General features: G+C 65.6%; 23 protein-coding genes and 1 pseudogene. 11 read left to right on the top strand and 13 right to left on the bottom strand.

Annotated features, from left to right (window positions below; genetic code table 11):
- The first annotated feature begins 2 nt into the window (after positions 1-2).
- Positions 3-545, top strand: coding sequence for a CAP domain-containing protein (locus tag U1739_RS06920; protein WP_332705615.1), 543 nt, complete (start codon positions 3-5; stop codon positions 543-545).
- 114 nt (positions 546-659) lie between these two features.
- On the opposite strand, the gene U1739_RS06915 is transcribed toward U1739_RS06920, so the two are convergent.
- The 3 genes from U1739_RS06915 to U1739_RS06905 form a co-directional block, all read right to left on the bottom strand.
- The gene (locus U1739_RS06915) at positions 660-1,055 is read right to left on the bottom strand and encodes a VOC family protein (RefSeq protein ID WP_332705612.1); all 396 of its coding nucleotides are present in this window, start codon (positions 1,053-1,055) and stop codon (positions 660-662) included.
- Entirely contained in the window at positions 1,052-1,591 is a 540-nt protein-coding gene (locus U1739_RS06910; RefSeq protein WP_332705609.1) for a DUF3617 domain-containing protein, read from the bottom strand. The genes U1739_RS06915 and U1739_RS06910 overlap by 4 nt, the downstream gene beginning before the upstream one ends.
- A gap of 85 nt (positions 1,592-1,676) precedes the next feature.
- A complete protein-coding gene (locus tag U1739_RS06905) occupies positions 1,677-2,495 on the bottom strand; it encodes a ferredoxin--NADP reductase (protein WP_332705606.1) in 819 nt (272 codons plus the stop codon).
- A 232-nt stretch (positions 2,496-2,727) separates the two neighbouring features.
- Here U1739_RS06905 and uvrB point away from each other — a divergent pair, with 232 nt between their 5' ends.
- From uvrB to U1739_RS06890, 3 genes are all read left to right on the top strand, one after another.
- On the top strand, positions 2,728-4,917 hold the full coding sequence (gene uvrB / locus U1739_RS06900) for an excinuclease ABC subunit UvrB (RefSeq protein WP_332705603.1): 2,190 nt from the start codon (positions 2,728-2,730) through the stop codon (positions 4,915-4,917).
- 84 nt (positions 4,918-5,001) lie between these two features.
- The gene (locus U1739_RS06895) at positions 5,002-5,370 is read left to right on the top strand and encodes a type II toxin-antitoxin system RelE/ParE family toxin (RefSeq protein WP_332705601.1); all 369 of its coding nucleotides are present in this window, start codon (positions 5,002-5,004) and stop codon (positions 5,368-5,370) included.
- Complete coding sequence (locus tag U1739_RS06890; RefSeq protein WP_332705598.1) at positions 5,345-5,635, top strand: addiction module antidote protein; 291 nt, start codon at positions 5,345-5,347, stop codon at positions 5,633-5,635. The genes U1739_RS06895 and U1739_RS06890 overlap by 26 nt, the downstream gene beginning before the upstream one ends.
- On the opposite strand, the gene U1739_RS06885 is transcribed toward U1739_RS06890, so the two are convergent.
- Both U1739_RS06885 and U1739_RS06880 read right to left on the bottom strand, forming a co-directional pair.
- Positions 5,636-6,043, bottom strand: a complete 408-nt coding sequence (locus tag U1739_RS06885; RefSeq protein ID WP_332705595.1) for a PRC-barrel domain-containing protein — start codon at positions 6,041-6,043, stop codon at positions 5,636-5,638. It abuts the gene before it with no gap.
- Between the two features lie 51 nt (positions 6,044-6,094).
- Positions 6,095-7,360, bottom strand: a complete 1,266-nt coding sequence (locus tag U1739_RS06880; protein ID WP_332705592.1) for an MFS transporter — start codon at positions 7,358-7,360, stop codon at positions 6,095-6,097.
- A gap of 83 nt (positions 7,361-7,443) precedes the next feature.
- Here U1739_RS06880 and U1739_RS06875 point away from each other — a divergent pair, with 83 nt between their 5' ends.
- Positions 7,444-7,980, top strand: a complete 537-nt coding sequence (locus U1739_RS06875; RefSeq protein ID WP_332705589.1) for a hypothetical protein — start codon at positions 7,444-7,446, stop codon at positions 7,978-7,980.
- 150 nt (positions 7,981-8,130) lie between these two features.
- Here U1739_RS06875 and U1739_RS06870 read toward each other — a convergent pair whose 3' ends face one another.
- Positions 8,131-8,880: an arylesterase gene (locus tag U1739_RS06870; RefSeq protein WP_332705586.1), complete on the bottom strand. Its 750-nt coding sequence runs from the start codon at positions 8,878-8,880 to the stop codon at positions 8,131-8,133.
- On the opposite strand from U1739_RS06870, the gene U1739_RS06865 reads away from it, so the two are divergent.
- Positions 8,879-9,577 carry an ABC transporter ATP-binding protein gene (locus tag U1739_RS06865; RefSeq protein ID WP_332705583.1) on the top strand — a complete coding sequence of 233 codons (699 nt, stop codon included), beginning with the start codon at positions 8,879-8,881 and terminating at the stop codon, positions 9,575-9,577. The genes U1739_RS06870 and U1739_RS06865 overlap by 2 nt on opposite strands.
- A complete protein-coding gene (locus U1739_RS06860; protein ID WP_332705580.1) occupies positions 9,574-12,213 on the top strand; it encodes an ABC transporter permease in 2,640 nt (879 codons plus the stop codon). Before U1739_RS06865 ends, U1739_RS06860 begins: the two co-directional genes overlap by 4 nt.
- A 149-nt stretch (positions 12,214-12,362) precedes the next feature.
- Here the strand turns inward: U1739_RS06860 and U1739_RS06855 are convergent, their stop codons facing one another.
- The gene (locus tag U1739_RS06855) at positions 12,363-13,457 is read right to left on the bottom strand and encodes a GNAT family N-acetyltransferase (RefSeq protein ID WP_332705577.1); all 1,095 of its coding nucleotides are present in this window, start codon (positions 13,455-13,457) and stop codon (positions 12,363-12,365) included.
- Positions 13,458-13,536: 79 nt separating this feature from the next.
- Here U1739_RS06855 and U1739_RS06850 point away from each other — a divergent pair, with 79 nt between their 5' ends.
- Positions 13,537-13,989 carry a DUF2721 domain-containing protein gene (locus U1739_RS06850; RefSeq protein ID WP_332705574.1) on the top strand — a complete coding sequence of 151 codons (453 nt, stop codon included), beginning with the start codon at positions 13,537-13,539 and terminating at the stop codon, positions 13,987-13,989.
- On the opposite strand, the gene U1739_RS06845 is transcribed toward U1739_RS06850, so the two are convergent.
- Positions 13,986-15,551 carry an amidase gene (locus tag U1739_RS06845; protein WP_332705571.1) on the bottom strand — a complete coding sequence of 522 codons (1,566 nt, stop codon included), beginning with the start codon at positions 15,549-15,551 and terminating at the stop codon, positions 13,986-13,988. The genes U1739_RS06850 and U1739_RS06845 overlap by 4 nt on opposite strands.
- A 665-nt stretch (positions 15,552-16,216) precedes the next feature.
- On the bottom strand, positions 16,217-17,095 hold the full coding sequence (gene yghU, locus U1739_RS06840; protein ID WP_332705568.1) for a glutathione-dependent disulfide-bond oxidoreductase: 879 nt from the start codon (positions 17,093-17,095) through the stop codon (positions 16,217-16,219).
- A gap of 198 nt (positions 17,096-17,293) precedes the next feature.
- On the opposite strand from yghU, the gene U1739_RS06835 reads away from it, so the two are divergent.
- Positions 17,294-18,901 carry a GNAT family N-acetyltransferase gene (locus U1739_RS06835; protein ID WP_332705565.1) on the top strand — a complete coding sequence of 536 codons (1,608 nt, stop codon included), beginning with the start codon at positions 17,294-17,296 and terminating at the stop codon, positions 18,899-18,901.
- 62 nt (positions 18,902-18,963) lie between these two features.
- On the opposite strand, the pseudogene U1739_RS06830 reads toward U1739_RS06835, so the two are convergent.
- A pseudogene (locus U1739_RS06830) lies at positions 18,964-19,742 on the bottom strand (SDR family oxidoreductase).
- Between the two features lie 373 nt (positions 19,743-20,115).
- Here U1739_RS06830 and U1739_RS06825 point away from each other — a divergent pair.
- A complete protein-coding gene (locus U1739_RS06825) occupies positions 20,116-21,243 on the top strand; it encodes an FAD-dependent oxidoreductase (RefSeq protein WP_332705562.1) in 1,128 nt (375 codons plus the stop codon).
- 188 nt (positions 21,244-21,431) lie between these two features.
- Here U1739_RS06825 and U1739_RS06820 read toward each other — a convergent pair whose 3' ends face one another.
- Positions 21,432-22,808, bottom strand: a complete 1,377-nt coding sequence (locus tag U1739_RS06820) for an MmgE/PrpD family protein (RefSeq protein WP_332705559.1) — start codon at positions 22,806-22,808, stop codon at positions 21,432-21,434.
- Between the two features lie 59 nt (positions 22,809-22,867).
- Here U1739_RS06820 and U1739_RS06815 point away from each other — a divergent pair, with 59 nt between their 5' ends.
- A complete protein-coding gene (locus U1739_RS06815; protein WP_332705557.1) occupies positions 22,868-24,151 on the top strand; it encodes an alpha/beta hydrolase in 1,284 nt (427 codons plus the stop codon).
- A 70-nt stretch (positions 24,152-24,221) separates the two neighbouring features.
- Here U1739_RS06815 and U1739_RS06810 read toward each other — a convergent pair whose 3' ends face one another.
- Both U1739_RS06810 and U1739_RS06805 read right to left on the bottom strand, forming a co-directional pair.
- Complete coding sequence (locus tag U1739_RS06810) at positions 24,222-25,184, bottom strand: alpha/beta hydrolase (protein WP_332705554.1); 963 nt, start codon at positions 25,182-25,184, stop codon at positions 24,222-24,224.
- Positions 25,185-25,247: 63 nt separating this feature from the next.
- The gene (locus U1739_RS06805) at positions 25,248-26,240 is read right to left on the bottom strand and encodes a LacI family DNA-binding transcriptional regulator (protein ID WP_332705551.1); all 993 of its coding nucleotides are present in this window, start codon (positions 26,238-26,240) and stop codon (positions 25,248-25,250) included.
- Positions 26,241-26,253 lie beyond the last annotated feature (13 nt).

Genomic DNA, 26,253 nt, shown 5'->3' with positions numbered 1-26,253 from the left:
AGATGCGACGTCTTTTGTGGCCGCTGCTGTTGCTCGCCGGCTGCTCGAACGGGCCGGCGCGCGTAGTCGAGCAACGCAGTTTCGCGGGCGTGGCGCCGCGTGGCGAGGCGCTTCTGCGCGGTGCGATGATCGCGGGGCATGACCGTGCGCGGCGCGCAATCGGTGCGGCACCGCTAGCGTGGGATGCGACGCTGGCCGACGATGCGCGCGGTTACGCGGAAGAACTGGCGCGAACCCGGCGGTTCGCGCATTCGGCCGAACCGCGCGGCGCCACGCCGCAGGGCGAGAATCTGTGGACCGGCACGCGCGGCGCGTACGCCTATGGCGAGATGATCGGGCATTGGATCGACGAACGACGCTTTTATCGGCGCGGCGTGACGCCGAATTTCAGCACCACGGGCAAGTGGCAGGACGTGGCGCATTACACGCAGATCGTGTGGGGCCGGACGACCCGGTTCGGCTGCGCGATGGCGCACAATACGACGGACGACTATCTGGTGTGCCGTTACACGCCGCCGGGGAACGTGGTGGGGCAGGTGCCGTGAGTAGCTCCAACCGTCATCCCGGACTTGTTCCGGGATCCCGCTGCCTCGCCCTGCACACAGTAGAAGTAGCGTCATCCCCGCTTTCGCGGGGATGACGGAGAGTGCGGGGTGAGGCTATTCCTCGCCCGTGCGATAGGCGCAGAACTTGTTGCCATCGAGATCGCGGAAATAGGCGCCGTAGAACGCCTGATTGCCGAGCCCGCCGCGCAGGCCCGGCGCGCCTTCATCGCTGCCGCCCATCTCCAGCGCCTTGGCGTGGAGCGCATCGACCTGCGCGCGGCTGTCCGCCATCAGCGCGACCATCGTGCCATTGCCTGGGTTAGCGGTGCCGCCGTCATACGGCTTGGTTACCGCCAGCATGGGCTTGTCGCGGCCCGCGCCGTATAGCGTGAAGCCGCGTGCATCGGGCATGGTCATCAACCGTTTGCCGCCCATCACCGCCGTCAGGCCGTCATAGAAGACCAGGGCCTTGTCGATGTCGTTGCTGCCGAGCGTGGTATAGCCGATCATGCGCCGGCCTTCGGCGCTGCCGTTGTCGGGGCGGGCGGCGTGAATTCGCCGGGCGAACACTCGCCGTTGCGCTTGGCCGAGACGTTCATCACCAATTTGCCGCCATCGGCCGCCGCGCCGACGGTTTCGATCGTCATCTTGATATTCTGCTCGGTGGCCGTGTTGGTGCCATCGGCGGTGATCTTCACGTCCTTGCCCTTGTCCTTGCAATTGGCGGTGAAGGACAGTTTCGATCCGGTGATGGTCTTGTCGGCGACGGTGCAATTGCCCTGCTGCCCGCCCATGTTGGTCAGGTTCTTCTCGATATCTTCCTGCGCGGCGAGTTCGGGCGTGATGCACACGGACATGCCGGAGACGGCGTCCATCATCTGCTGCATCTGCGTCTTTTGCGCCGGCGTGACGCCGGGGCCGGCAAAGTCGACGATCTCGATCTTCTGGGTCCAGCTGCCGGGCTGGCGCTTGGGCGGAGTCGAATCGGTCTTGTTACAGCCGGCCAGCAGGTAAGCGACGGCCGCGGTGGCGATGATGATGCGCATAGTTCAGGCTCCCCTAGTTTGGGCGAGACCTTGCGCGTTCCTGCCGTCGGCGCAACCCGATAGTGCGGGCGGCCGGCGGCGGATGTCAGTCGACGAAGGCGCGCTCGATCACATAGGTGCCGGGTTTGGAGTTCGATCCTTCGACGAAGCCCAGCGATTCGAGGCGCGCGCCGAGTTCGTGGATCATTGCCGAGCTACCGCACATCATTGCCCGGTCGGTTTCGGGATCGAGCTGGTTGGCGCCGCCCAGCGGGTGCGAAAACAGCGTGCCGTCCTCGATCAGCGTGCCGATCCGCCCGCTGGTGTGGAATGGTTCGCGCGTGACCGTGGGGATATAATGGAATTGCTTTGCAGCCTGCTCGGACACCAGCGGGTCGTCGGCGAGCAAGGCGACCATCTCGTCATGGAAAGCGAGATCGCTGACCCGGCGGACGCTGTGCACCACCACCACCTGCTCGAACAGATCATAGACCTGCGGATCGCGCATCAGGCTGAGGAACGGTGCCAGGCCGGTGCCGGTGGAGAACATGAACAGGCGTTTGCCCGGCAGCAGCGCATCGGTGACCAAGGTGCCCACCGGCTTGCGCGCGAGATACATCTGGTCGCCGGGCTGGATCAGCTGCAGGCGGCTGGTCAGCGGGCCATCCTCGACCTTGATCGAGAGAAATTCGAGTTCCTCGGCATAATCCGGGCTGGAGATCGAATACGCCCGCATCAGCGGCTTGCCGGTCTCGGTCGGCAGGCCGACCATGACGAACTCGCCCGAGCGGAAGCGGAAGCTGGCGGGACGATCGACCGCGAAGCTGAACAGATGTTCGTTCCAATGGCGCACCCAGCGCACGTCGACGGTGCTGAAGGCGGTATGATCGGGAATCGTGACGGGGGGGCGGTCGAGCGTTGTCATGCGCCGTCCCCTGCCGCGTAGGGGGGGCGTGCTGCAAGATATTTTATATGGGCAGGGCTATAGAAGAGTTGGCGGCACCCATTTGGCTCCCCTCCCTGGAAGGGAGGGGCTGGGGGTGGGTCGGTATGGGGGGGGCGGGCGCTTCTCGTGAGCAACCCACCCCCAACCCCTCCCTCCCAGGGAGGGGAGAAGAAGCGTTGCCGCCAGCAATTCGCCGCCCCATATTCGTGCCATGGCAATTCTGATCCGCACCAACCTGGACGAACCCGAAACCGGCCAGGCGTTCATCCCGCATCGCCCCAACCGGCCCGACAAGGTGGAAGGCGGCAAGCGCTTCAAGCTCGTCTCCGAATATACCGCGGCCGGCGACCAGCCGACGGCGATCGCCGAGCTTGTCGCGCAGACCGAGGCGGGCGAGCGCGATCAGGTGCTGCTTGGCGTTACGGGGTCGGGCAAGACCTTCACCATGGCCAAGGTGATCGAGGCGGTGCAACGGCCGGCGCTGATCCTGGCGCCGAACAAGATCCTAGCTGCGCAGCTCTATGGCGAAATGAAGAGCTTCTTCCCCGAGAATGCGGTCGAGTATTTCGTCTCCTACTATGATTACTATCAGCCCGAGGCATATGTCGCGCGGTCGGACACCTATATCGAGAAGGAAAGCTCGACCAACGAATCGATCGATCGCATGCGCCACTCGGCGACGCGCGCGTTGCTGGAGCGCGACGATGTGATCATCGTCGCCTCGGTATCGTGCCTGTACGGGATCGGCTCGGTCGAGACCTATTCGGCGATGATCTTCGATCTCAAGAAGGGGCAGGTGGTCGATCAGCGCGAAGTGGTGCGCAAGCTCGTCGCGCTGCAATACAAGCGCAACGATGCGGCGTTCCAGCGCGGCAATTTCCGGGTCAAGGGCGACAATCTCGAAATCTTCCCGTCGCATTACGAGGACACCGCGTGGCGCGTGTCGTTCTTCGGCGACGATATCGAGGAGATCGTCGAATTCGATCCGCTGACCGGCAAGAAGATCGCCAGCCTCGATTATGTCCGGGTGTTCGCCAATTCGCATTACGTGACGCCAGGGCCGACGCTGAAGCAGGCAACCGAGGCGATCAAGTTCGAGCTCGCCGAGCGGCTCAAGGAACTGGTGCCGGAGGGCAAGTTGCTCGAGGCGCAGCGGCTCGAGCAGCGCACCAATTTCGATCTCGAGATGATCGCCGCCACCGGCAGTTGCGCGGGGATCGAGAATTATTCGCGCTTCCTCACGGGGCGTATGCCCGGCGAGCCACCGCCGACCCTGTTCGAGTATCTGCCCGAGAACGCCTTGCTGTTCGTCGACGAAAGCCACCAGACGATCGGCCAGATCAACGGCATGTCGCGCGGCGATCACCGCCGTAAGCTGACGCTGGCGGAATATGGTTTTCGCTTGCCCAGCGCGATCGACAACCGGCCGTTGCGCTTCAACGAATGGGATGCGATGCGCCCGCAGACCACCTATGTCTCGGCGACGCCAGGCACGTGGGAGATGGAGCAGACCGGCGGCGTGTTCGCCGAACAGGTCATCCGCCCGACTGGCCTCATTGATCCGCCGATCGAGATCAAGCCGGTCGAGGAGCAGGTGCAGGATCTGATCGTCGAGGCGCGCAAGACCGCCGAAGCCGGGTATCGCACGCTGGTGACGACGCTGACCAAGCGCATGGCGGAGGATTTGACCGAGTTCATGCACGAGGCGGGATTGAAGGTCCGCTACATGCACAGCGATGTCGAGACGCTGGAGCGTATCGAGCTGATCCGCGATCTCCGGCTGGGCGTGTATGACGTGCTGATCGGCATCAACCTGCTGCGCGAGGGGCTCGATATCCCCGAATGCGGCCTCGTCGCGATCCTCGATGCCGACAAGGAGGGGTTCCTGCGTTCCGAGACGTCGCTGATCCAGACGATCGGCCGCGCCGCGCGCAACGTCGACGGGCGCGTGATCCTCTACGCCGATCGCATCACCGGATCGATGGAGCGGGCGATGAACGAGACGGATCGCCGTCGCGAGAAGCAGCGCCTGTATAACGAGGCGCACGGCATCACCCCGACGACGATCAAGCGCAACATCGGCGACATCATCAAGGACGTGTCGAACCGCGACCAGGTGACGATCGAGATCGAAGAAGACCGCCCGCACATGGTCGGCCACAATCTGCGTGCGTATATTGAGGATCTGGAGAAGCAGATGCGTGCGGCGGCGGCTGACCTGGAGTTCGAGACGGCGGGCAGGTTGCGCGACGAGATCCGCAATCTGGAGCAGGAGGAGCTGGGGCTGCCGGTCGATCAGCAGAAACTACCCGTGATGGGGCGGAGCAACGAGGGCAAGCCGGGCACGCGCAAGACGCGCTATGGAAAAAGCCAGAAGTTCAAAAGCAATCGCCGGGCGTAGCCTTGTTTACCGGAATGACGTCTGGCGGTCTGACGGCGGTAACGGGCGGCAGGGGCATCGTTATCAATTAAGTCGGAGGTTGAGATGCCAAACGACAAAATTGACGGCAAGGTTGCTGTCCTGTATGAAGGACAGCGGTATTCGATCGAACAGACCAGCGTTTTTGCGGATTGGCTAAACAATCTGCGCGATCGGGCAGGACGAGCGAGAATTTTGGCGCGTGTGCGTCGTTTGGCGGATGGCAATTCGGGCGACGCAAAATCCGTTGGCGACGGCGTATTCGAACTCCGAATATTCGTCGGGCCCGGCTACCGCGCTTATTTTACCTATCGGGACAACGTGGTCGTCCTGCTGTTGACGGGCGGAGACAAGGACAGCCAGGTGAAAGATATCGATAAAGCGAAACTGCTGACGGATCGGATAGGCGATGACACTGGAAACCAAACCATTTGATCCGGCGGACTACCTCGAGACCGAGGAAGATATCATCGCCTATCTCGACGCGTCGATGGAGGGCGGCGACCCGAAGCATATAGCACGCGCTCTAGGCGACGTTGCACGTTCCAAGGGCATGACCGAGATGTCGCGGAAAACCGGCGTGGGACGACAAGCGCTTTATGCCGCTTTGTCAGAGACTGGCAATCCGACGCTCGAAACGCTCACCGCCGTGCTCGCCGCGATGGGGCTACGACTAAGTATCGATCGCGCTGCAGCCTGATCAATAAGTCGATGGCGGCGGTGCGTCGGAGATGAAGCCTTCGACGCTGAGGTCCTCTTTGGTCGAACCGTAATAGCTCGCCACGCGGTCAGCATAGGCCTGGTCGAAAATGGGGGCGCTATTGGCCCAGCTGGGGCCGCCTTCCAGCACGCGGCGGTCGATGGTCACGACATAGGCGTCGGCGGCGGGGTCGAACGACAACAGGCTGAACGGCAGCGGATAATATGCCTTGCCCATGCCGAGGAACCCACCGATCGTCAGCACCGCATACATCGCCTGGCCGGTGCGCTTGTTGACCATGAAGGCATAGACATAGCCGAGCTTGTCGCCGTCGCGGCTCTTCACCGCCATCGTATCCGCCTTGTTCGACTGGATCAGCAATTGGGTGGGTTCTGCGGGGGTGGCCATCGATGAGTTCCTTTATATCGCTATCGTAACAGGCGAGGACGCGCGCGGTTCCTAATCTTCGATCAGGCTGGTGTGTTTGGTTTCGGGGAGCAGCAGGAAACCGATCGTGGCCAGACCGATGATCGCGGTGACGTACCAATAGAAGCCCGATTCCAGGCCCTGCGTCTTGAACCACAAAGCGACATATTCCGCGGTGCCGCCAAATGCGGTGTTACCGATCGCGTAGGGCAGGGCGACGCCGAGCGCTCGGACGTGGGCCGGGAACAGCTCCGCCTTCACCAAGGCGCTGATCGAGGTATAGGCGGACAATAAGGTGAGCGGGATCAGCGTCAGCGCGAACGCGCCGAGCGGCGTCGCGACCACGGCCAGCGCGCTAAACACCGGCACCGACCCCGCCATGCCGCCAAAGCCGAACAGCAACAGCATCGGGCGGCGCCCGAAGCGATCGGCGAAATGGCCGAACAAGGGTTGCATGACCATGTAGACGATCAGCGCCGCGGTCATCACCATTGTCGCGGTCTGGCGATCGAAGCCGGTGGTGTTGACGAGGAATTTCTGCAGATAGGTGGTGTAGGCATAGAAGGCCAAGCTGCCACCGGCGGTAATCCCGACGACCAGCATGAATTCGCGCGGATGCGCCTTCCACAGCGCCGCCGCGCCGGATTTGGGGCGGTCCTTGGCCAGCGCCTCGAACGCGGCGGTCTCCGACAGGCGGCGGCGCAGTACATAGACCGCCAGCGCCAGGATCGCCCCGAGCGCGAAGGCGATGCGCCAGCCCCATGCCTCCATCGCCGTCTCGCTCAGCAGCGCCTGCAGCAGCAACGTGACGCCGAGCGCGGCAAGCTGCCCGCCGATCAGCGTGACATATTGGAAGCTGGACCAGAAACCGCGATTTTTCCGCGTGGCCATTTCCGAAAGATAGGTCGCGCTGGCGCCATATTCGCCGCCGACAGACAAGCCTTGCAGCATGCGCGCCAGCACCAGAATGGCAGGCGCGGCAATGCCGATCGTGGCGTATCCGGGAACCAGCGCGATCATCAGCGAGCCCGCGCACATCAGCCCGACCGACAGCGCAAGGCCCGCCTTGCGACCGTGATTGTCGGCATAGCGGCCCATGATCCAGGCGCCGATCGGCCGCATCAGGAAGCCGACCGCGAACACTGCGGCCGTGCTGAGCAATTGCGCGGTACGATCGCCCGCCGGGAAGAAGGTCGGCGCGAAATAGACCGTCAGCGCGGCATAGGTATACCAGTCATACCATTCGACCAGATTGCCGGCCGATCCGCCGATGATCGATTTTAGTCGCTTCGTGTCCATCATCCCCTCCCAATGTGCCTCCGTCGCCGATGCGCGCGGCCAAGGGAAGGATTTTGTCGCCCAGTCCGGTTGAGCGCAGGGCCGTGAGCGCGCATAGCGTCGCCATGCGTCTGCTTGCCCCCCTGATCGCCGCCAGCGTCCTGGCCAGTTGCACCGCGGTGCCCGCGCCAAAGCCGGTGCCCGCGCCGCGACCGTTGCCCACCTACGCCCCACCGCCGCCCAAGCCGCTCTCCAGTGACTGGCGCGACTGGCCGTATACGCCAGGCGACTGGCGCTACGTGCAGGAGCCACGCGGCTCGATCGCCTCATTCGGGCCGCCGGGTGCGGCACCTGCCTTCACGATCCGATGCGATCTGAGCGTCAATGCCGTGCAATTGGCGCGAGCCGGGATGTCCAACCAGCCGGTGGCGATGACGATCCGCACCTCGACGAGCTTGCGGACTCTCACCGTGCAGCCCAGCGGCGGCATGCTTGCCGTGTCGCTGGCGCCGCGCGACGGATTGCTCGAAGCTATGGGCTTCAGTCGGGGTCGGTTCGTGGTCGAAATGGCCGGCTATCCGACCTTGGTGCTGCCGTCCTGGGCGGAGATCGAACGCGTGACGGAGGATTGCCGGCGCTAAGGGCAGGCTGTTTCCTATCCTAAGCACCGCCCCGGCGAACGCCGGGGCCCAGTAGGGAAGATGGGGGTAACGAAGCGCAACGCGCATAACTCCGGTTCCGCGACTGGGTCCCGGCCTTCGCCGGGGAAGCGGCAAAGAGGGGAGAGCGCCTTAATCCCGCTCGAGTCGTTCCAGTCGCTCCGCCACCAGGGGCGCGACCTTGTCGGCGATCTTGGCGACCCCTTGAGCGGTTGGGTGCACACGATCGCGCTGCATCAGCGCGGGATTGCCGATCACGCCATCGAGGATGAACGGATACAGCGCAGCGCCATATTGCGCCGCGAGATCGGGCCAGATGCGGTTGAACTGTGCGGCGAAGTCGGGCCCGAGATTTGGCGGCGCGACCATGCCCGTCAACATCACGGGAATACTGCGCTTTTTGAGCTCGTCGAGCATCGCCACCAAATTGGCGCGCGTTTCCGCAGGCGAGATTTGCCGCAGCACGTCATTCCCGCCCAGGCCGAGCAAAACGAGATCGGGTTTGCGGGGCAGGTTGTTCAGTGAAAAGGTGAGGCGTTGTCGCCCCGCTGCGGTGGTGTCGCCGGACACGCCGGCATTGACGATTTTGGCGTTGATCCCGTCGGCGCGCAATCGAGCCTGCACCGCATCGGGAAGGCTCTGCCCACGCTGCAGGCCATAACCGGCATACAGGCTGTCGCCGAACGCCAGCACGAGCCGCTCCTCGCCCGCCACCGGCGCCGGGCTCGGCTGCGCAGCGACCGCCGCGTTGGCCTGTACGGGGGACGGCGCCGGCGCGGGCGTCGGTTCGCTATCGCAGCCGGTCAGCAACATCGCTTGGAGAACCAGCGCGCCCGCCCCATATCCATATCCACCACGTTCCAAGGCGATCTTTCCCTTCATGCCAGACCTTAACGACGCCGATATGGTGATCGCTGCCCGGGGTGTCACCCTGACGCTTGGCGCCAGTGACGCACCCACGACGATTTTGCGCGGCATCGACCTGGATGTCGCGCGCGGCACCAGCCTGGCGCTGCTTGGGCCGTCCGGTTCGGGCAAATCCTCGCTGATGGCGGTGCTGTCGGGGCTGGAGCGCGCCAGCGCGGGCCAGGTGCAGGTCGCCGGGCTCGATTTCACCACGCTTGACGAGGACGCGCTGGCCCGCGCGCGGCGCGGCCGGATCGGTATCGTGCTGCAGGCGTTCCACCTGTTGCCGACGATGACCGCGCGCGAGAATGTCGCCGTGCCGATGGAGCTGGCCGGCATGGCCGACGCGTTCGCGCGCGCCGATGCCGAACTGACGGCGGTCGGGCTTGGCCATCGGCTGAATCATTATCCGGCGCAGCTTTCTGGCGGTGAGCAACAGCGCGTCGCCATTGCCCGCGCCTTGGGTCCGCGGCCGGCGTTGGTGTTTGCCGATGAACCCACGGGCAACCTCGATACGACGACCGGGGCGGCGATCATGGATTTGCTGTTCGCGCGCCAGGTCGCGGCGGGCGCGACGCTGATCGTGATCACCCATGATGCCGGGCTAGCGGCGCGCTGCGATCGCATCCTCGAGCTGGCCGACGGCCATATCGTCGCGGACCGCACCAAGTGAGCGAGTGGGCGACGGCGTGGCGGCTCGCCCGCCGCGAGATCGACCTCAAGTTTCGCGGGCTACGGTTGCTGCTTGCCTGCCTGTTTCTCGGCGTCGGCGCGCTGGCCGCGATCGGCAGCTTAACCCAGGCGATCGAGCGCGAGCTTAGCGCGCGGGGCGGGCTGATTCTGGGTGGCGATGTCGAGTTCGCGGTTTCGCAGCGGCCGGCGGATGCGGATGAGCGCGCGGCGATGGCGGGGCTGGGGACGGTTTCGGAGACCGCCAGCATGCAGGCAACGGCGGTCGGCGGAAGCGCTGCGGATCCGGTGATCGTGCCGATCGAGCTGAAGGCGGTGGATGGGGCGTATCCGCTGTATGGGACGCTGGAGTTGCGGGCGGGGCGGAACAACATCTCCTTCACTTCTCGCGCCCAACCGTCATCCCAGCGAAAGCTGGGATCTCAAGCGGCCCGCGCGGGACAGGAGCCGCACAAGACCCCAGCTTTCGCTGGGGTGACGCATGAGGCTGCTGGGGTGATGCGAGGGGGGAATGCGGAGACGGTCTGGATCGCTCCCGCTTTATCCGAACGACTGGGCCTTAAACCCGGCGGCGTGTTCAAGATCGGTAGCGCCAATTTCACCATCGGCGGCATCATCGCCAACGAGCCCGATCGGCTCGGCGAGGGCTTCACGCTGGGCCCGGTCGCGATCGTCACGTCAGAGGGGCTTGCCCGCACCGGGCTGATCCAGCCTGGTAGCATGTACACGAGCAAGTATCGGCTCAAGCTGCGCGACGGGGTCACGCCGCAGACCGCCGCCGATCGTTTCAAGGCGCGCTTTCCGGCCGGCGGCTGGGAAGCGAAGACGCGCGATCGTGCTGCGCCGGGCGCCGCGCGCTTTGTCGAGCGGATGGGGCAGTTCCTGATGCTCGTCGCGCTGTCCGCCTTGGTCATTGCGGGGATCGGCGTCGGCAACGGCGTGTCCTCCTATCTCGCCAGTCGCCGCGGCAGCATCGCCGCATTGAAGGTGTTGGGGGCGACCTCGGGCACGATCGCCAAAATCTATATCCTGCAGATCGGCGTCGTTGCCTTGGCCGGTATCCTGGCCGGCCTGCTCGTCGGCGTGATCGCGGTGCCGGGCATCGTTGCGCTCGCCGGCAACGTCCTGCCGGTAGCGCCGAGTTTTGCGATCGAATGGTTTCCGCTGGCGTTGGCGGCCGCTTATGGGCTGCTGATAGCGTTGGCCTTCACCGCGCCGCCCTTGGTCGCCGCCGGCACGATCCCCGCCGCCGGGCTGCTGCGCGGGGTGTTCGACGAACGCCGCGCGCCGCTGCGCCGCACGTTGCCGTGGATGGGGGGGGCGGGGCTTGCCGTCGTGGCGCTGGCGTTGCTGACCGCCGAGCAACCTGCGCTGACCGCGGGCTTCCTCGCCGCGGTTGCCGGCGTGCTCCTGCTCCTCGCTGCATTTGGTTGGTTGGTGCGCAAGGGCGCCGCGTCGCTGCCGCGCGCGCGCCGCCCGCTGCTGCGACTTGCCATCGCCGCACTGCACCGGCCCGGCGCGCGGACCGGCGCGCTGGTCGTGGCGCTGGGCCTTGGCCTCACGCTGTTTGTGCTGCTCGCGGCGATCCGCACCAGCATCGACGCCAATATCGCGCGCACCGTACCGCAGCGTGCGCCAGCCCTGTTCGCGCTCGACGTGCCGCGCGACCGCGAGCCCGAGTTCCGCCGCACGATCCTGGCGGTCGAGCCCAAGGCCGACATCGCCACCGTGCCGGCGCTGCGCGGGACGATCACCGGTTATGGCACGACGCGGGTCGCCGATCTCAAGGTGCTGCCCGAAGGCGCCTGGGCGCTGCGCGGCGAGCGCGGCCTGACCTATGCGGCGACGCTGCCGGAGGGCAGCGAGCTCACCGCGGGGCGCTGGTGGCCGAAAGACTATGCCGGGCCGCCTTTGGTGTCGCTCGACGAGCGGCTCGGCACGGTGCTTGGCCTCAAGGTCGGCGATCCGATCAGTTACAGTCTGCTTGGCGTCGAGCGCAGCGCGCGGATCGCCTCGTTCCGGCGGATCAGCTGGGATACGCTCGGCTTCAACTATGTCATGGTGTTCTCGCCCAATGCGATTTCAGACGCGCCGCACAATCTTGCCGCAACGATCGATCTGCCCAAGGGCGCCGAAGCCACGGTGATGCGCGCATTGTTGAAACCGTTCGCGTCGGTTTCGGTGATCGAGGTGCGTGGCGTGCTTGGCCAGTTGCGCGACATCGTCAGCCAGATGGCGGCGGCGATCACTGCCGCCACCTCGGTCGCGGTCTTCGCCGGTATTGCCGTGCTGATCGGCGCGATCGCCGCCGCGCGCGAGGCGCGGACCTATGACAGCGTGATCCTGCGCACTCTAGGCGCGACGCGCGCCCAGGTGCTGGCGAGTCAAGCGATCGAATATGCCTTCCTCAGCGCGGCACTGACCGTGCTGGCCTTGGCGTTGGGGCTGGGCGGGGCGTGGTATGTCGTCGTGGAACTGTTCGAGTTCGAATGGCTGCCCGACTACGGCACCGTGGCCGTAACGCTGGCGATCGGCGTGGCGAGCGTCATGACTCTCGGATTGCTCGGCGCCTGGCCGATGCTGAGCGTGCGGCCGGCGAGGGCGTTGCGGCAGTTATGAGGTAGAAGCATCTGATCTAGCCGCTTCCCCGGCGAAGGCCGGGGCCCAGTAGCGGAGGTGGGTATAAAGGAGCGCGACGCCAATCGCTTTCGGTTCCACGACTGGGCCCCGGCCTTCGCCGGGGAAGCGTCTACCTTAGGAAGGCGCCTTCACTTTCCCTGGCCGCTACGCGCCCACATGCCGCGCAGCGCCCGCCCAAGGATCGCCGGCAAGCCCGGCCGGATCAGCAGCCAGTCGCGGATCATCGGCCCCGGCGCGGCCCCGATCACGCTTTTGTAGCCGCTATCCCCGGCGCCCCAGTCGACCGTGGTCATGCCGTCGTCGAGCGCGTGGGCAAGGTTGCGATAATAGAGCAATTTCCCGGGCGAATGCTTGGCGAAGGCCGGGTCATAGCTGTTGGCGATGGCGTATTTCAGCGCGCCGGCGTTGAGATCGAACGAGAAGGCGGCCGGCACGCCGTCAACGCGCAGCACCGCCGCCCACAGCATCTCCGCCAGCACGGGATCGAGCGCCGTCGCGCGCCAGAACGCGCCATGCCCGGTCGCGGTGAATTTGGCGTCCGAGCCGTCGGTGCGGGCGGCGATCCAACTCTTCTGTTCAACGGCGGCGAGGTCGTCGAAGCCGCCGTGTGCCCATGCCCCGCCCGATACGAAATCCCAGTCGAGGCGGCCATGCTCGCCGAGATGCTTTTCGTGGAAGCGGTTCTTGCGCAGCGTCGAATTGCGCGGCCAGGTGCCCTCGTCTCGCGCGCCCGCCATATCGAGCAGATAGCTCTCCGCGACCAGGCGGTCGAGCGTCACCCAGCCTTGCGCACGCGCCGCGGCCAATAAGGGTTCCAGCGAGGCATCCCCGTCATAGATCGGGCCAATTCGCAGTGCATTGACCGTTCCGGCCAATTGTTCGACCAACACGGCATAGGCGCTATCGTCGGCGTCGAGGTGCGCCGGAAAGCTGCGGAACGGCCAGTAACAGCCCGGCATCGCCGCCAGCCGCGCGATGCTCGGGCCGAACCGCGCCATCGGTAGGGCGATCACCGGTACGCCGTCCGTCTCGACCACGATCGTCCGGGCGGTGCCGCCATAGGCTGCGATCGCGGCGGCGAACCATTGATAGCGCAGAAATTTGTGGCTGTCCGGCGCCTGCGCCGCGACCGGGTCGATCGCGCTCGCCAGCCCGTCGAGCGTCGTCGCGCGCGTCAGCGGCGCGAGGCGGTGAAAGTCGGCGAGCAGCATCGGCTTGGTCATGGCCTTCTTGCCTAATGCCGAGGCGTTACCATCCGGTTGGCGCTTGACCGCCCGGCGTCGCTGCCGCCACAACATTTCCATGTATTCCTATTTTACCATCGCCCAGGCGATCCAGCTGTCGCTGAGCCCGGTGTTCATGCTCGCCGGCATCTGCCAATTGCTCAACGTGCTGGCCGGGCGGCTGTCGCGCGTGGTCGATCGCGCCCGCGCGGTCGAGGCGCTGCACCCGGGCTCGTCGGGCGCCGAACATGATCGCCACGTCTGGGAATTGCGGCTGCTTGACCGACGCATGTCGGTGATCAACGCGGCGCTGGTGCTGGCAGTGTCGAGCGCGGTGATGACCTGTATCGTGGTGGCGTTGCTGTTCATCGCCAAGCTCGTGCAACTGCATATCGGCACGATGGTGGCGATTTCGTTTGTGTTGGCGATGGGCCTGCTGATCTCATCCTTCGCGGCGTTCCTGATCGAAGTGCGCATGTCGCTGACGGCGATCCATATCCGGCCCGAATTGCTGGAAAAAGAACTGGGTTAGCGGACGCCGTCCAGCCCCGGCCCGACATCGGCGGCTGGCAGGTAGCGCGGCGCGACCCGTGCCTTGCTTGCCTGCTCGTAGGCATAGCCCGCCGCCAGCACGCGATCGTCGCCATACGCCGTGGCGATGAACGACAGGCCGACCGGCAGCCCCTTCACCAGCCCCATCGGCACGGTGAGATGCGGATAGCCGGCGACGGCCGGCAAGGTGCTGGCGCTCGGCCCGTCGGCATGATCGCCGCTGACACTGTCGCTGAGCCATGGCAGGCCATAAGTCGGCGACACCAAAATCGTCGCTTTGGCAGTCTTGAGCATCGCATCGATCCCCTCGGCGCCGGCCAAACGCAGCGATTTCGCGCGCAGGCCGAGATATTCGGCATCGTCCAACCCGCGCGTCTTGGCCGCCATCTCGAAGATTTCCTGCCGGAAGAACGGCATTTCCGCGCCCGCATTAGCCGTGTCGAAGGCGATCACCTGATCGAGATTGCGCGTCCGCACCGCGGCCGGGCTGTTCGCGAGATAGGTGTTCAGATCGGCTTTCAGTTCGACCTTCAGCACCTCGAACTCGGCGTCGCCCAGTCCCTCGAGCTTGGGTTGTTCGACATCGACCAGGATCGCGCCGGCCTTTTTGAGCACCAGCAATTGCTGCTCGTATTTGTCCTTCAGCGTTGCCGTCATGTCCGGCCGCAGCACGCCGACCCGCACGCCGCGCAACGCCTCAGTAGATAGCCCCCGCGCGTAATCCTTGGCGTAGCGTGCGGCCTCCTTGGTCGTCGGATCGGCGGGGTCCACCCCGATCATGGCCGAGAACAGGATCGCGGCATCGCGCACGTTGCGCGCCATCGGCCCGGGCGTATCCTGGCTATGGCTGATCGGCACGACGTGGCTGCGGCTGACCAGACCGATCGTCGGCTTCAACCCGACCAGCCCGTTCATCGCCGCCGGACAGACCACCGATCCGTCGGTTTCCGTGCCCAACGCGGCGGCGGCGAAGTTCGCCGCCACCGCCGCGCCTGAGCCACTCGACGAGCCGCAGGCGGTACGGTCCAGCGCATACGGATTCCGCACCAGCCCGCCGATCGCGCTCCACCCGCTGATCGACGCGGTCGAGCGGATATTGGCCCATTCGCTCAAATTGGTCTTGCCGAGGATCACCGCGCCGCGGGCGCGCAACAGCGCCACCACCGGCGCATCGCGGCGCGTGACATTGTCCTTCAGCGCCAGGCTGCCTGCGGTCGTGGCGATCGGATCGAGCGTTTCGATATTGTCCTTGATCAGCAGCGGAATGCCATCGAGTGGCCCGAGCGACTTGCCTGCCTTGCGCCGTGTGTCGGCGGCGCGCGCTTGCGCCAGCGCATCCGGGTTGACCGCGATCACAGCGCGGAGCGTCGGTCCGGTGCGATCCATCGCCGCGATCCGCGCGAGATAGGCAGTGGTGATCGCCTCGCTGGACGCGCCCTTGCCAATCGCGGTCTGCAACTCGGTGATCGAACGCTCTTCGACCGGTGGCGCATGCTGCGCCGTGGCGGGCGCGGCAAGCAGCACAGTGGTGGCCAAGGACATAAGAGGTCGCTGAACACGCTGCATGATACACCTTTCATCCATCGTGCCGGGAGTTGGCACGAAATACGGCGCGTGGGACAGCGACTATTTCGCCGGCCAGCAATGTGTTGGGGCCCGTTCGATAGCCCATAGTTCCCCTGCGAAAGCAGGGGTCCAGAGCCACAGGCGGCGCGCTCTGGGTCCTGGGCCCCTGCTTTCGCAGGGAAACAAGCTGGGTTGAACTGAAACGCTCGCAACGCTGGACCACCGCATCGTAGGGCAACGTCAGCAAGGTGGACCGTCACAAATGAAAAGAGGCTGCCGGGGGCCTCACGGCACCCCGGCAACCTCCTAACATGGTCAGCGGCCGGAAGCTCCAGCTTGGAGGACCATGCGGACCGCTAAATTCCGATAGACGGCAGCGTTGCTTGGGGGAGAATACCCCCCGCCGTCATCCCAAAGAATTTAGCGGTGCGTCCCCCGAACGAACTGAACCGACCCCATTGCTGAACCATGAGACATCGGATCACCTCCTTTCGCATTGTTGAAACACCGTACCCTGCAGTGGGTACGAGGGCGAATGTGAGTCATCTCGCGATGCGTTACAAGTCTTGATTTTATAATCGTTTTGCACGATTATCCTGGGCTGCCGAAAACCGCGAAAAGTTACCCCGCAAGGCCACCGGTCAGGCCGGGTTCGGCGCCACCTTGTCCTGCGTGTTGGTCAGGAAATCGCTCGCATCGTGCCGTTCGTGGAGTTGTTCGGACGGCGGACCGGACAGGCGATTGACCATGCGGCCGCGTTTGACTGCCGGACGCATCCCGATCGCGTCGGTCCAGCGCTGTACGTGCTTATAGTCCTGCACCTGGAGAAACTCGCCCGCGTCATAAGCGAGCCCCTTGGCCAGGGTGCCGTACCACGGCCAGATCGCGATATCGGCGATCGTATAGCTATCGCCGGCGATAAATTCGCTCTCCGCCAGGCGGCGGTCGAGCACGTCGAGCTGGCGTTTCACCTCCATGGCGAAGCGGTCGATGGCATAGGCGATCTTGGTCGGCGCATAAGCGTAGAAATGACCGAAACCGCCACCGAGATAGGGCGCGCTGCCCATCTGCCAGAACAGCCACGATAAGGTTTCCGCGCGCGCGGCCGGGTCGTCAGGCAGGAACGCGCCGAATTTTTCGGCGAGATGAACGAGGATCGCGCCGGATTCGAACACGCGGATCGGCGTCGCGCCACTGCGATCGAGCAGCGCCGGGATCTTCGAATTGGGGTTCACCTCGACAAACCCACTGCCGAACTGGTCGCCGTCGCCGATCTTGATCAGCCACGCATCATATTCGGCGCCGGCATGGCCGAGCTCGAGCAACTCTTCGAGCAGGATCGTTACTTTCACCCCATTGGGTGTACCCAGCGAATAGAGCTGCAGCGGATGCTTGCCGACCGGCAGATCCTTGTCGTGCGTCGGCCCGGCGACCGGCCGATTGATGCTGGCAAAGGCGCCGCCATTCTGCTGGTCCCAGGTCCACACCTTGGGCGGTACATAGGCTGTTTGCTCGGTCATGACGGCTCCATCTCGGTTGGCTTCCCTTGTCGGCGCGTGGCGGCGAACGTGCCCGAAAGCAATTCTTTGTCGGTCGAAAGAGCGAAGGTGAGCACCGAAACGACAGATAAGGGCTTTGTCGCATCGGCCCAGATGGTAAGGGGAGCCTTCGCCCGTCGGCCCCGACCTATGGCCAGACGCGCCACGTGGAGCAATGTGATGTTTAAGAAGAGCCCCGCGACCCTGGAAGTCCGGGTGGCTGTCCCCGGCGACGTGCCGGGCATTCTCGCGCTGATCAGCCGGGCCTATCCGGGTTTCGGCAATTACAGCGCGGGCCAGGTTAGCGGCCAGATCAACAACTTCCCCGAGGGTCAATTCGTCGCCGTGCTGGATGGGGAGATCGTCGGCTATTGCGCTTCGTCGCGCATCGACGAGGCCATCGCTTTGTCGCCCCACGATTGGGCGACGATCACCGGCAACGGCTTTGGCAGTCGCCACGATGCCACGGGTGACTGGCTGTATGGCATCGAAATGGCGGTCGACGACCGCCAGCGCGGCATGCGCATCGGCAAGCGTCTGTACGAAGCACGGCGCGTGCTGGCCGAGCGGCTCGAGCTGCGCGGCATCGTGTTCGGCGGGCGCATGCCCGGCTACACCAGGGTCAAGGCCAAGGTCGACGGTGCGGACGACTATCTCGCGCGCGTCGCCGCCGGCGAGTTCCGCGATCAGGTGATCAGCTTCCAGCTCGGCAACGGCTTCACCCCGATCGGCGTGCTGCCGCGCTATCTGCCCTATGACAAGGCGTCCGAAGGGTTCGCCGCGCACATGGTGTGGCGCAACCCCTATGTCGATCCTAACGAGCCGGCGGCTTTCCGGGTGCCCCGCCACGTCGAAAGCGTCCGGCTGGCGACGGTGCAGCTGCAGGCCCGGGCAGTGAAGGATTTCGACGAGTTCGTGCAGAACGTGGAATATTTCGTCGATGTCGCCGCCGATTATCGTTCGGACTTCGTCGTCTTCCCCGAGCTGTTTACGATGTCGCTGCTGTCGTTCGAAAAAGAGGATCTGTCGCCGATGGAGGCGATTGACCGGATGACGGAGCATCGCGAACCCGTGGTCCGCGAGCTATCCCGCATGGCGTTGCGCTACAACATCAACATCGTCGGCGGATCGCACCCCACCCGGACCGAGGATGGCAGCATCCAGAACGTCGCCTATGTGTGCTTGCGCGACGGATCGGTCCATGCCCAGGAGAAGATCCATCCTACCCCCAACGAGGCCTATTGGTGGAAGATCAAGGGCGGCAGTTCGGTCGATGTGATCCAGACCGATATCGGGCCGGTCGGCGTGCTGATCTGCTACGACAGCGAGTTTCCCGAGCTGGCCCGCCGGCTGGTGGATGAAGGCGCGCGCATCATCTTCGTGCCGTTCTGCACCGACAATCGCCAAGGCTATATGCGCGTGCGCTATTGCGCGCAGGCCCGCGCGATCGAGAACCAGTGTTTCGTCGTGCTGTCGGGCAATGTCGGCAATCTGCCGGGCGTCGACAATATGGACATCCAATATGCGCAATCCTGCATCCTGACGCCGTGCGACTTCCCGTTTGCCCGCGATGGCGTGGCCGCCGAGGCCAGCGAGAATATCGAAACGGTGACGATCGCCGACGTCAACCTTGCCGACCTGACCTGGGCGCGCGCCGAGGGCACCGTGCGCAACCTCGCCGACCGGCGCTTCGATCTCTATCGCATCGACTGGAATCGCAGCACGCCACGCGATGTGCCGCCGCCCGAAGATCGGCCCCGCGGCTCCAAGGCGCCGGGCGGCGGCTGACCGGACTGGCCAAGCGCTCAGGGACGCGCGGCGGCGTGCCATATGGCACGCCGCCGCGTCCCTTAGCCGGGCGAGGCGGCGGCGCCGGCCAGCAACCCGCCGTCGATGTTGATCTCGGTCCCGGTCACATAGGTGGCCTCGTCCGACGCCAGCAGCACGGCGATCGCCGCCACTTCCTCCGGCATGCCGAAGCGCTTGAGCGGCGTATCGGCGACGAGCGCCTGCATCCTGGCCTCCCGCGCGGGTCCGGTGCCCAGCTCGGCTCCCATATCGGGGTCAGGATGGCGGCGGGGTGGATCGAGTTGCAGCGGATCTTCCACCCCTGCTGTGCGCAATAGAGCGCGACTGTCTTGCTGTGGTTGCGGATCGCCGCTTTGGACGAGGCATAAGCAGCCGCGAGCGGGATGCCGACCAGCCCGGAACGGGACGAGATATTGATGATCGCGCCGCTGCCCTGCGCTTTCATCGCGCCGATCGCATAGCGACAGCCGAGAAACGTCCCGTCGAGATTGACGCTGTGCACCGCGCGCCAGTCGGCCAGGCTGGCATGTTCGGGATCATGGGCGATCATGCCGGCTTCGAAGCCGGTCACGCCAGCATTGTTGACCACCACGTCGACGGCGGGGACGATCCCGGCCAGCCGAGACCAGTCGGCCTCCTCGCGCACGTCGAGCTTTTCGAAGCGGCACCCGATTGCGGCCGCGGCTGCCGCGCCGGCCTGTTCGTCACTGTCGGTGACGATAACGATGGCGCCCTCGGCGTGAAAGCGGCTGGCGATGGCGTGGCCAATGCCACGCGCAGCGCCGGTGACGACGCACGTCTTGTTGTTCAGTTGTTGCATGATGTTCTCGCAACAGAGTTTTAGGTGGGCGGCGCACGCCGCCGGCGAGGATCTTGCCGCTTTAGCGGTGACGCTGGATCACTTCGAACACTCCTGAGAACGGCGCGATGCTACCCCAGGCGTAGGGCGCGGGCAATTCTCTATTCCTGGGGAAAGCTCAAGCGTCGCCATAGCTGCTTCCTAGGCGGGTTATCAAAGGCCATGCGCCGTTGCATCTCGCCAGCGCTCCAGCTACTTTGCTAGCGTCGCGAAAAACGACGGCGTGGTTGTCCATGCTGTCGCGCACAAGCGGGTCATCGACCGGCTAGCGGCTCCACAACCATCAGGGCAGCCGGCATCGATACATGCCGTCTGCGGGCCAGGAGCTTTCGTCGTGGAAGAACCCCTTACGATCATCGGTGCCGGTCTCGGCGGCCTTATGCTGGCTTGTGTCCTGCGACGGCATGGCATCGCTGCGGTTATCTACGAGGCCGAACTTTCCCCACAGGCACGCGCGCAGGGCGGGTTGCTCGATATCCACGTGCAGGGCGGGCAGCGCGCACTGGCCGATGCGGGGCTGCTCGAGGCGTTTTACCGTCTGGTCCGGCCGGGCGAGGACGCCAAGCGCGTCGTCGACCAAGACGGGGCGATCCTGTTGGACAGGCCTGGCGACCCCGGCTCCAGCCGCCCGGAGGTCGATCGGGGTGACCTGCGCCAGCTGCTGATCACGTCGCTACCCGGAGACGCGATCCGCTGGGGTCACAAGCTGGACAGCTTGCGCGCTACGGGCGCAGGGCGGCATTGTTTGGGCTTCGCCAATGGCACGCAGGTCACGGTCGGTCTGCTCATCGGGGCGGACGGCGCCTGGTCGAAGGTCCGGTCGCTGCTGTCGGAGGTGCGACCTGGCTATACCGGGACCTGCTTCATCGAGACGCACCTGCCGGCCGAAGATCCGCGCGCCGCGGCCGCAGCGGCGACGATCGGCAGCGGCACGCTGATCGCGGTGGCGCCGGGGCAGGGCATCATGGCGCACCGCAACGGCGATGGCAGCATCCATGTCTATGCCGCGCTCAACCGACCGGAAAGCTGGGTGGCCGCCGTGCGGCAAGCGGGGCCCGGCGCAGGCCCTGGCCAAGTGGCAGAGTTGTTCGATCGCTGGGCACCGCCGCTCAGGGCGCTGATCGCCGCGGAAGAGGTCACGCCGCTGCTCCGACCGATCTATGCGCTGCCGGCGGGCGATCGGTGGCAGCGGGTGCCTGGCGTCACGCTGCTGGGTGACGCCGCGCACCTGATGTCGCCCTTCGCCGGAGAAGGCGCCAACCTGGCCATGCTGGATGGCGCCACGTTGGCCCAGGCGCTGATCGCCCATCCAGGCGACAGCGAACGCGCATTGGCCGCGTATGAGCAGGAAATGTTCCTGCGGAGCACCCCCATTGCCGCGCAAAGCGCGCGAAACCTGGAGCGGTTTTTCGGGCCGAAGGCACCTGCTAGCGTGGTCGAACTGTTTGCCGCACTGGAGTGAGGATTCGGGGCCGCCAAGCGCTTCCGTTTGGCCGTTCGCGAGCGGCGTATTCGAGCTCGGAAACAGCCGTTCCAGCAGGCCGGTGTTGCGATTGCTAGCCGTGATCGCGGCTCGTGCCGGCGGGTGACGGAGGAATATTGCGATAACCGCGATTTGCCATGAGCAGTTCTTCGGGGTGCCAGGCCGGCTCACGCTGGCCGAAGTAGCTCCGAGATCGAAGATCGTCCGTCGAACGCCAAGATCCGAACCGCGACCGTGCGTGCCGCCGCGTTGCTCATCGGCCGGCTGGCGCGCATGGCGCAGGTGACGAACTTCTCGATCAGCGCGTCATCGGACAGCGGGTTGTCCGGATGTCCGATCGCGTGCGGCACCGCATGGTCGAGCTGCGCGCCCGAGCGTAGCGTGACAAGCAGCGCGCCGCTGGCGGCATGCCGGCGATCCCAGGCGGGATTGCGATATTCGGTCACGCGCGATGCCAGCCCGATCACATCGGCATCGCCGCGCGCGCTATCGTCGAACGCATCGAGCGATATGCCGCCAGCGATGAAGGCGGCGGCGGTGGTGAAGGGGATGCTGAACTTCGCATCGATCGCGCTCTGTGGCGCGGCCTTGTCCGGCTGGGGGCGGATCAGCATTTCCTGGATCGGGCCGATTTCGGCTGCGATCTGGGCGATGTCGCGCCAGTCGCAGCGCTCGCGCAAGGCCAGCGCCGCCTCGATATAGGCATGCGTGCCGCGACAGCATGGCCAAGGCTTGAAGCTGACCTCGTCCCCCAAGAAGCGCGTGCCGAGCTCGGCAGTAAGAATCTCGCGCGCCGCGCCGCCGCCATAGATTGCGAAAAAGCCGGCGCGCCCTTCGAGCGGCGCGGCAAAAGCGCGCGCGCCGGCCTGTGCCAGCAATGCAGCCTCCACCGCCCCGCGCGCTGCGAACGCCTCGCGCACGCCGCGCAAGGGCGAACTCGAGTCGTATTTGATCTCGCCGGGAAAGCTGCCCTGCATCAGCGCCAGTCCCATGGCGTGACGGACGCCATCGGCGTCGAGCCCGAGCAATTTGGCACACGCCGCTGCCGAGGCGATCAGGCCAACCAACGGCGGCGGATACCAACCGCCCTCTTCATAAGCACGCGCCGGCGCCAGCGAGAGCCGGCAGGCCAGATCGCTCCCCGCCGCCATCGCCACCAGGAAGCGCGCACCGTCGATCGACGGATCAGCATCGGCCAAGGCGAGCAATGCGGGGACCAAGGCTGCGTTGGGATGGGCCGGGCCGGGATCGAACGTGTCGCCGAAATCGAGCGCATGCGCCAGCGCGCCATTGGCCAAAGCGGCCGCCGCCGGGGGGGCGGAGAATGCGCTGCCAAGAAGGCGCGACGGGCCGGGCCCTTGGGCCAGCGCGACCGCGCGATACGGCGCGGCATCGCGCGCCATCCCGCTCGCGGCGAGCTTCACGCCGAGCGCGTCGAGCAGTGCGCGTCGGGTCGCATGCTGCGTCACCGGACCGAGCTGCGCAGCCGAGAGCCCGGCGATGTGCTCGGCGACCCGCACCGATATTGTTTTGTCGCAAAACATTCTATGCAATCGCTTTCATCGAAACTATCGTCGATGCAAGCTGAAATTGGGAGATGGAAATGACGCTGCGCACTTTGGCCCTGGCGGTTGCGCTGGGCACGGTTTCGGCGCCCTCCCTGTCGCTGGCGCAGCAGCAGGAGTCAGGTCAGGGTGCGGGCGCGAACGTCTTGCCCGGCGGTGCACGCTGGGCAGCAGAGATGCCGGCCAAATGGAACGGCACGTTGCTGCTATACAGCCGAGGCTATTCACCGGCCCTGGGCACGCCCGAAGTCGCTCCCAAACCCATTCGGCGGCTCCTGCTCGATGCCGGTTATGCCCTAGCCGCGTCGGATTACGGCGCGGGCGGCTGGTCGATCGAGGAGGCCGTGCCGGCGCAGCGCGCCACCGTCGCCGCCTTCGCCGCAGCGCATGGCACGCCGAAACGCGTGATCGGCTGGGGTTATTCGATGGGCGGGCTGGTCACCACGGCGCTGGCCGAGCAGCCCCGCCCGGCCATCGATGGCGCGCTGCCAATGTGCGCGTCGATCGGCGGCGCGGTGGGCATGATGAACATGGCGCTCGACGGGGCCTATGCCTTCCGCCTGTTGGTCGCGCCCGATGCCGGCATTCGCCTCATCCAGATCGATGACGACCGCGCCAATTCGATGCGCGTCGGCGCTGCGGTCGAGCGCGCGATGCAGACGCCCGAGGGCCGCGCGCGCACCGTGCTGGCCGGTATATTGGGTGGAATTCCCGGCTGGACCAGCGCCGACAAACCGGAGCCGGCAGTGGACGATTACGACGCGCAGGCCGACGAGATCGGGCGTAGTTTCGCCCGGGGCATCTTCCTGCCGCGACAGGATCAGGAACAGCGCAGCGGCGGCACCTTTTCGTGGAACACGGGCGTCGATTATCGTGTCCAACTGGCGCGATCGGGCCGCCGTGCGCTGGTCGAGGCGCTGTACCGCAAGGCGGGGCTCGATCTCGATGCCGATCTCGCTCGGCTCGATCGCGGCGAGCGCGTTGCCGCCAAGCCGGCCGCGGTCGACTATATGATCCGGCACTATACGCCGAATGCCCGGCCGACCGTGCCGCTGCTGGCGGTGCAGATGATCGGCGACGGGCTGACCTCGCCCTCGCTGCAGCGCGGCTATGGCGAGGCAGCGCGCGGGCGCAACGTCAAGAGCGCCTATGTCCATGGTGCCGGCCATTGCACCTTCACGCCGGCGGCGACGCTGGCGTCGATCCGCTATCTTGACGCGCGGCTGGCGCTGGGGCGGTGGGGGACAGCCCCGGCGACGTTCGTGCGCTACACCCCGCCGCCAATGTTGCGCCCGTGCGTGCGGGGGAAGATATGCAAGTGACGCGGTCAATTTAGCCTGCACGATATCTCATCCCCGGCCTCCGCCGGGGAAAGGCGCAAAGAGCGCGATATTACTCGATGCCCTTGCGCTCCACTGTCCAGGCCTTGTCGGTGCACAGCCCGCAATCCTTGCCGCTGAACACCGTCGCCGCCTGCTTGTCGCCGCGCAGCTGCCACTCCAGCCAGTCGACGGCGACCTGCGCGACACGCCCGCCATTGGGCTGGAGGAACGTGCCGCCATGGCCGACCGGCAGGTTGAGCAGCATCGCTGGGACATGGCTAATGTGGCGGACGTCGTCGGTGCCGTTGGCATAGGCAATGTCGCTGGGGCCGCCGAGCACATAGAGGATTGGCGTGTGCAACGTCTTGAGCAGGGATTTGTCGACCGTCATTCCGGCGATCGGGTTGCTGCCGTCGGTGAACACGCCGCTATTGTGCACGATTACCGCGCGCACCCGCGGATCGCCAGCGACTTGCATCGCCTGCAGCCCGCCGCAGCTATGCCCGGCTACCGCGATCAATGTGGGGTCGATACGCCGGTAATAGGGGCTTCCTTTGCGGCCATTTTCGGCCAGTGCCCAGGTGATGCCGGCGCGCACCTCGTTTGCGCTGGTCTCCACCGCGAGTTTCGGAGGGCCAGCATCCCGCGGTCGCGGCGGCGCAGCGGCGACGCCCGGGCCGCTCAGGACGCGGCCCGGCGCGATAGCGACATAACCGTGCGAGGCGATCTCCGCGAGATGGAAGCGCGCACTGGCCCCATCGTCGCTGCAGCCGCCATTGCCCCACACCAATATGCCGAGCTTGCGCGCGCCCAGCGCGGCGAGATTGGCAGGACGATAGACGACATGGCCGGCCAGCGTGCCCTCAACGAGCTTGACGGCGGGGTAGGGTCCGGTGCCCCGGGAATCGGGCCGAGCATTGGCCTCGCCCCGCATCTTGGCATAATCTTGTGCCGCACCGGCCTGAGGTGCCTGTTGCGCCGCTGCGATGGCGGTACTGCCGCACACTAATAGAACGACCAATCCAAACCGCATTTTGCTCTCCTATATTGTTATAGAGAAAAGCTATTATGCCCGACACGGCCTATGCAAGCGGTTTCATGCGCTCTCCCGTGCAATCACACGGAATCCTACATCGATCCGCGTCTCGATCTTCTCGTTCGCCGCGCGCGCACGCAACACGCGCAATACTTCGCGCGCGATCCTGGCCCCGTCGATATCCACCGAGGTGATGGTCGGGCGCATGTCGCCGGCCATGCGGAGATTGCCGAACCCGGTAACGGCAAGCTGGTCCGGTACGCGAATCCCGGCCGCCTGCGCTTCCACGATCAGCCCCTGCGCGATCCAATCCGATCCGCAGACGACCACGTCGGGGCGCTCCGGCAGGTCATCAAGCGCGCGGTAGCTAAGCCGGCCCTGACCGAAATGACTGGGTACGTTGACATCGAGCCGAGTCGGCTCGGTGCCGCCGTCGTGGATCCAGCGTTCGGCAAAGCCCCTCGCGCGGCGTTCCGACCGTGACGAACGCGGCACCACGAGATGCGGCCGGCGATAGCCGCGCCCGCGCAAGAATTTGGCCATTTCGGTGCCCGCTGCGCGGTGCGAAAAGCCGACGGCCACGTCGATCGGGTCTTCGGGCAGCCCCCAGGTCTCGATGACGGTTACCGGATTGGCGCGCAGCCGTGCCCGCGTTTCCGCATCGGACACGATACCGGTCAGGATGATCGCATCGACGCGCCGCGACAGCGCCATATTGATCTCGGCGTGGAGGCGCTGATTGTCGGCCCCGGTCAGCGCCAGCACCACACTGTTGCCGTCGCTCGCCAATTCCTCGATCATCGCTTCGACCGTATCGTTGAAGATCGACGCGGCGATATCCGGCACGAGCGCCGCGATCAGCCGCGAGCGGCTGCCGGCGAGCGCGCCGGCGTTGAGATTGGGCACGTAATTCACTGCCAGGATCGCGGCGCGGATGCGCACCGCCGTGGCCTCGGCCACCACCTCCGGATTGTTGAGAAAGCGCGATACGGTCGCGGCGGACACGCCTGCATGGGCGGCGACATCGTCCAGTCGTGGTGCGCGGGTGGCCATAATGCTCTATGGC

The organism is Parasphingomonas puruogangriensis (assembly GCF_036663635.1).
Classification (GTDB): Bacteria; Pseudomonadota; Alphaproteobacteria; order Sphingomonadales; family Sphingomonadaceae; genus Sphingomonas.
Note: the sequence above shows the minus strand (reverse complement) of the source record. Positions and strands in the feature narration are given on the sequence as shown.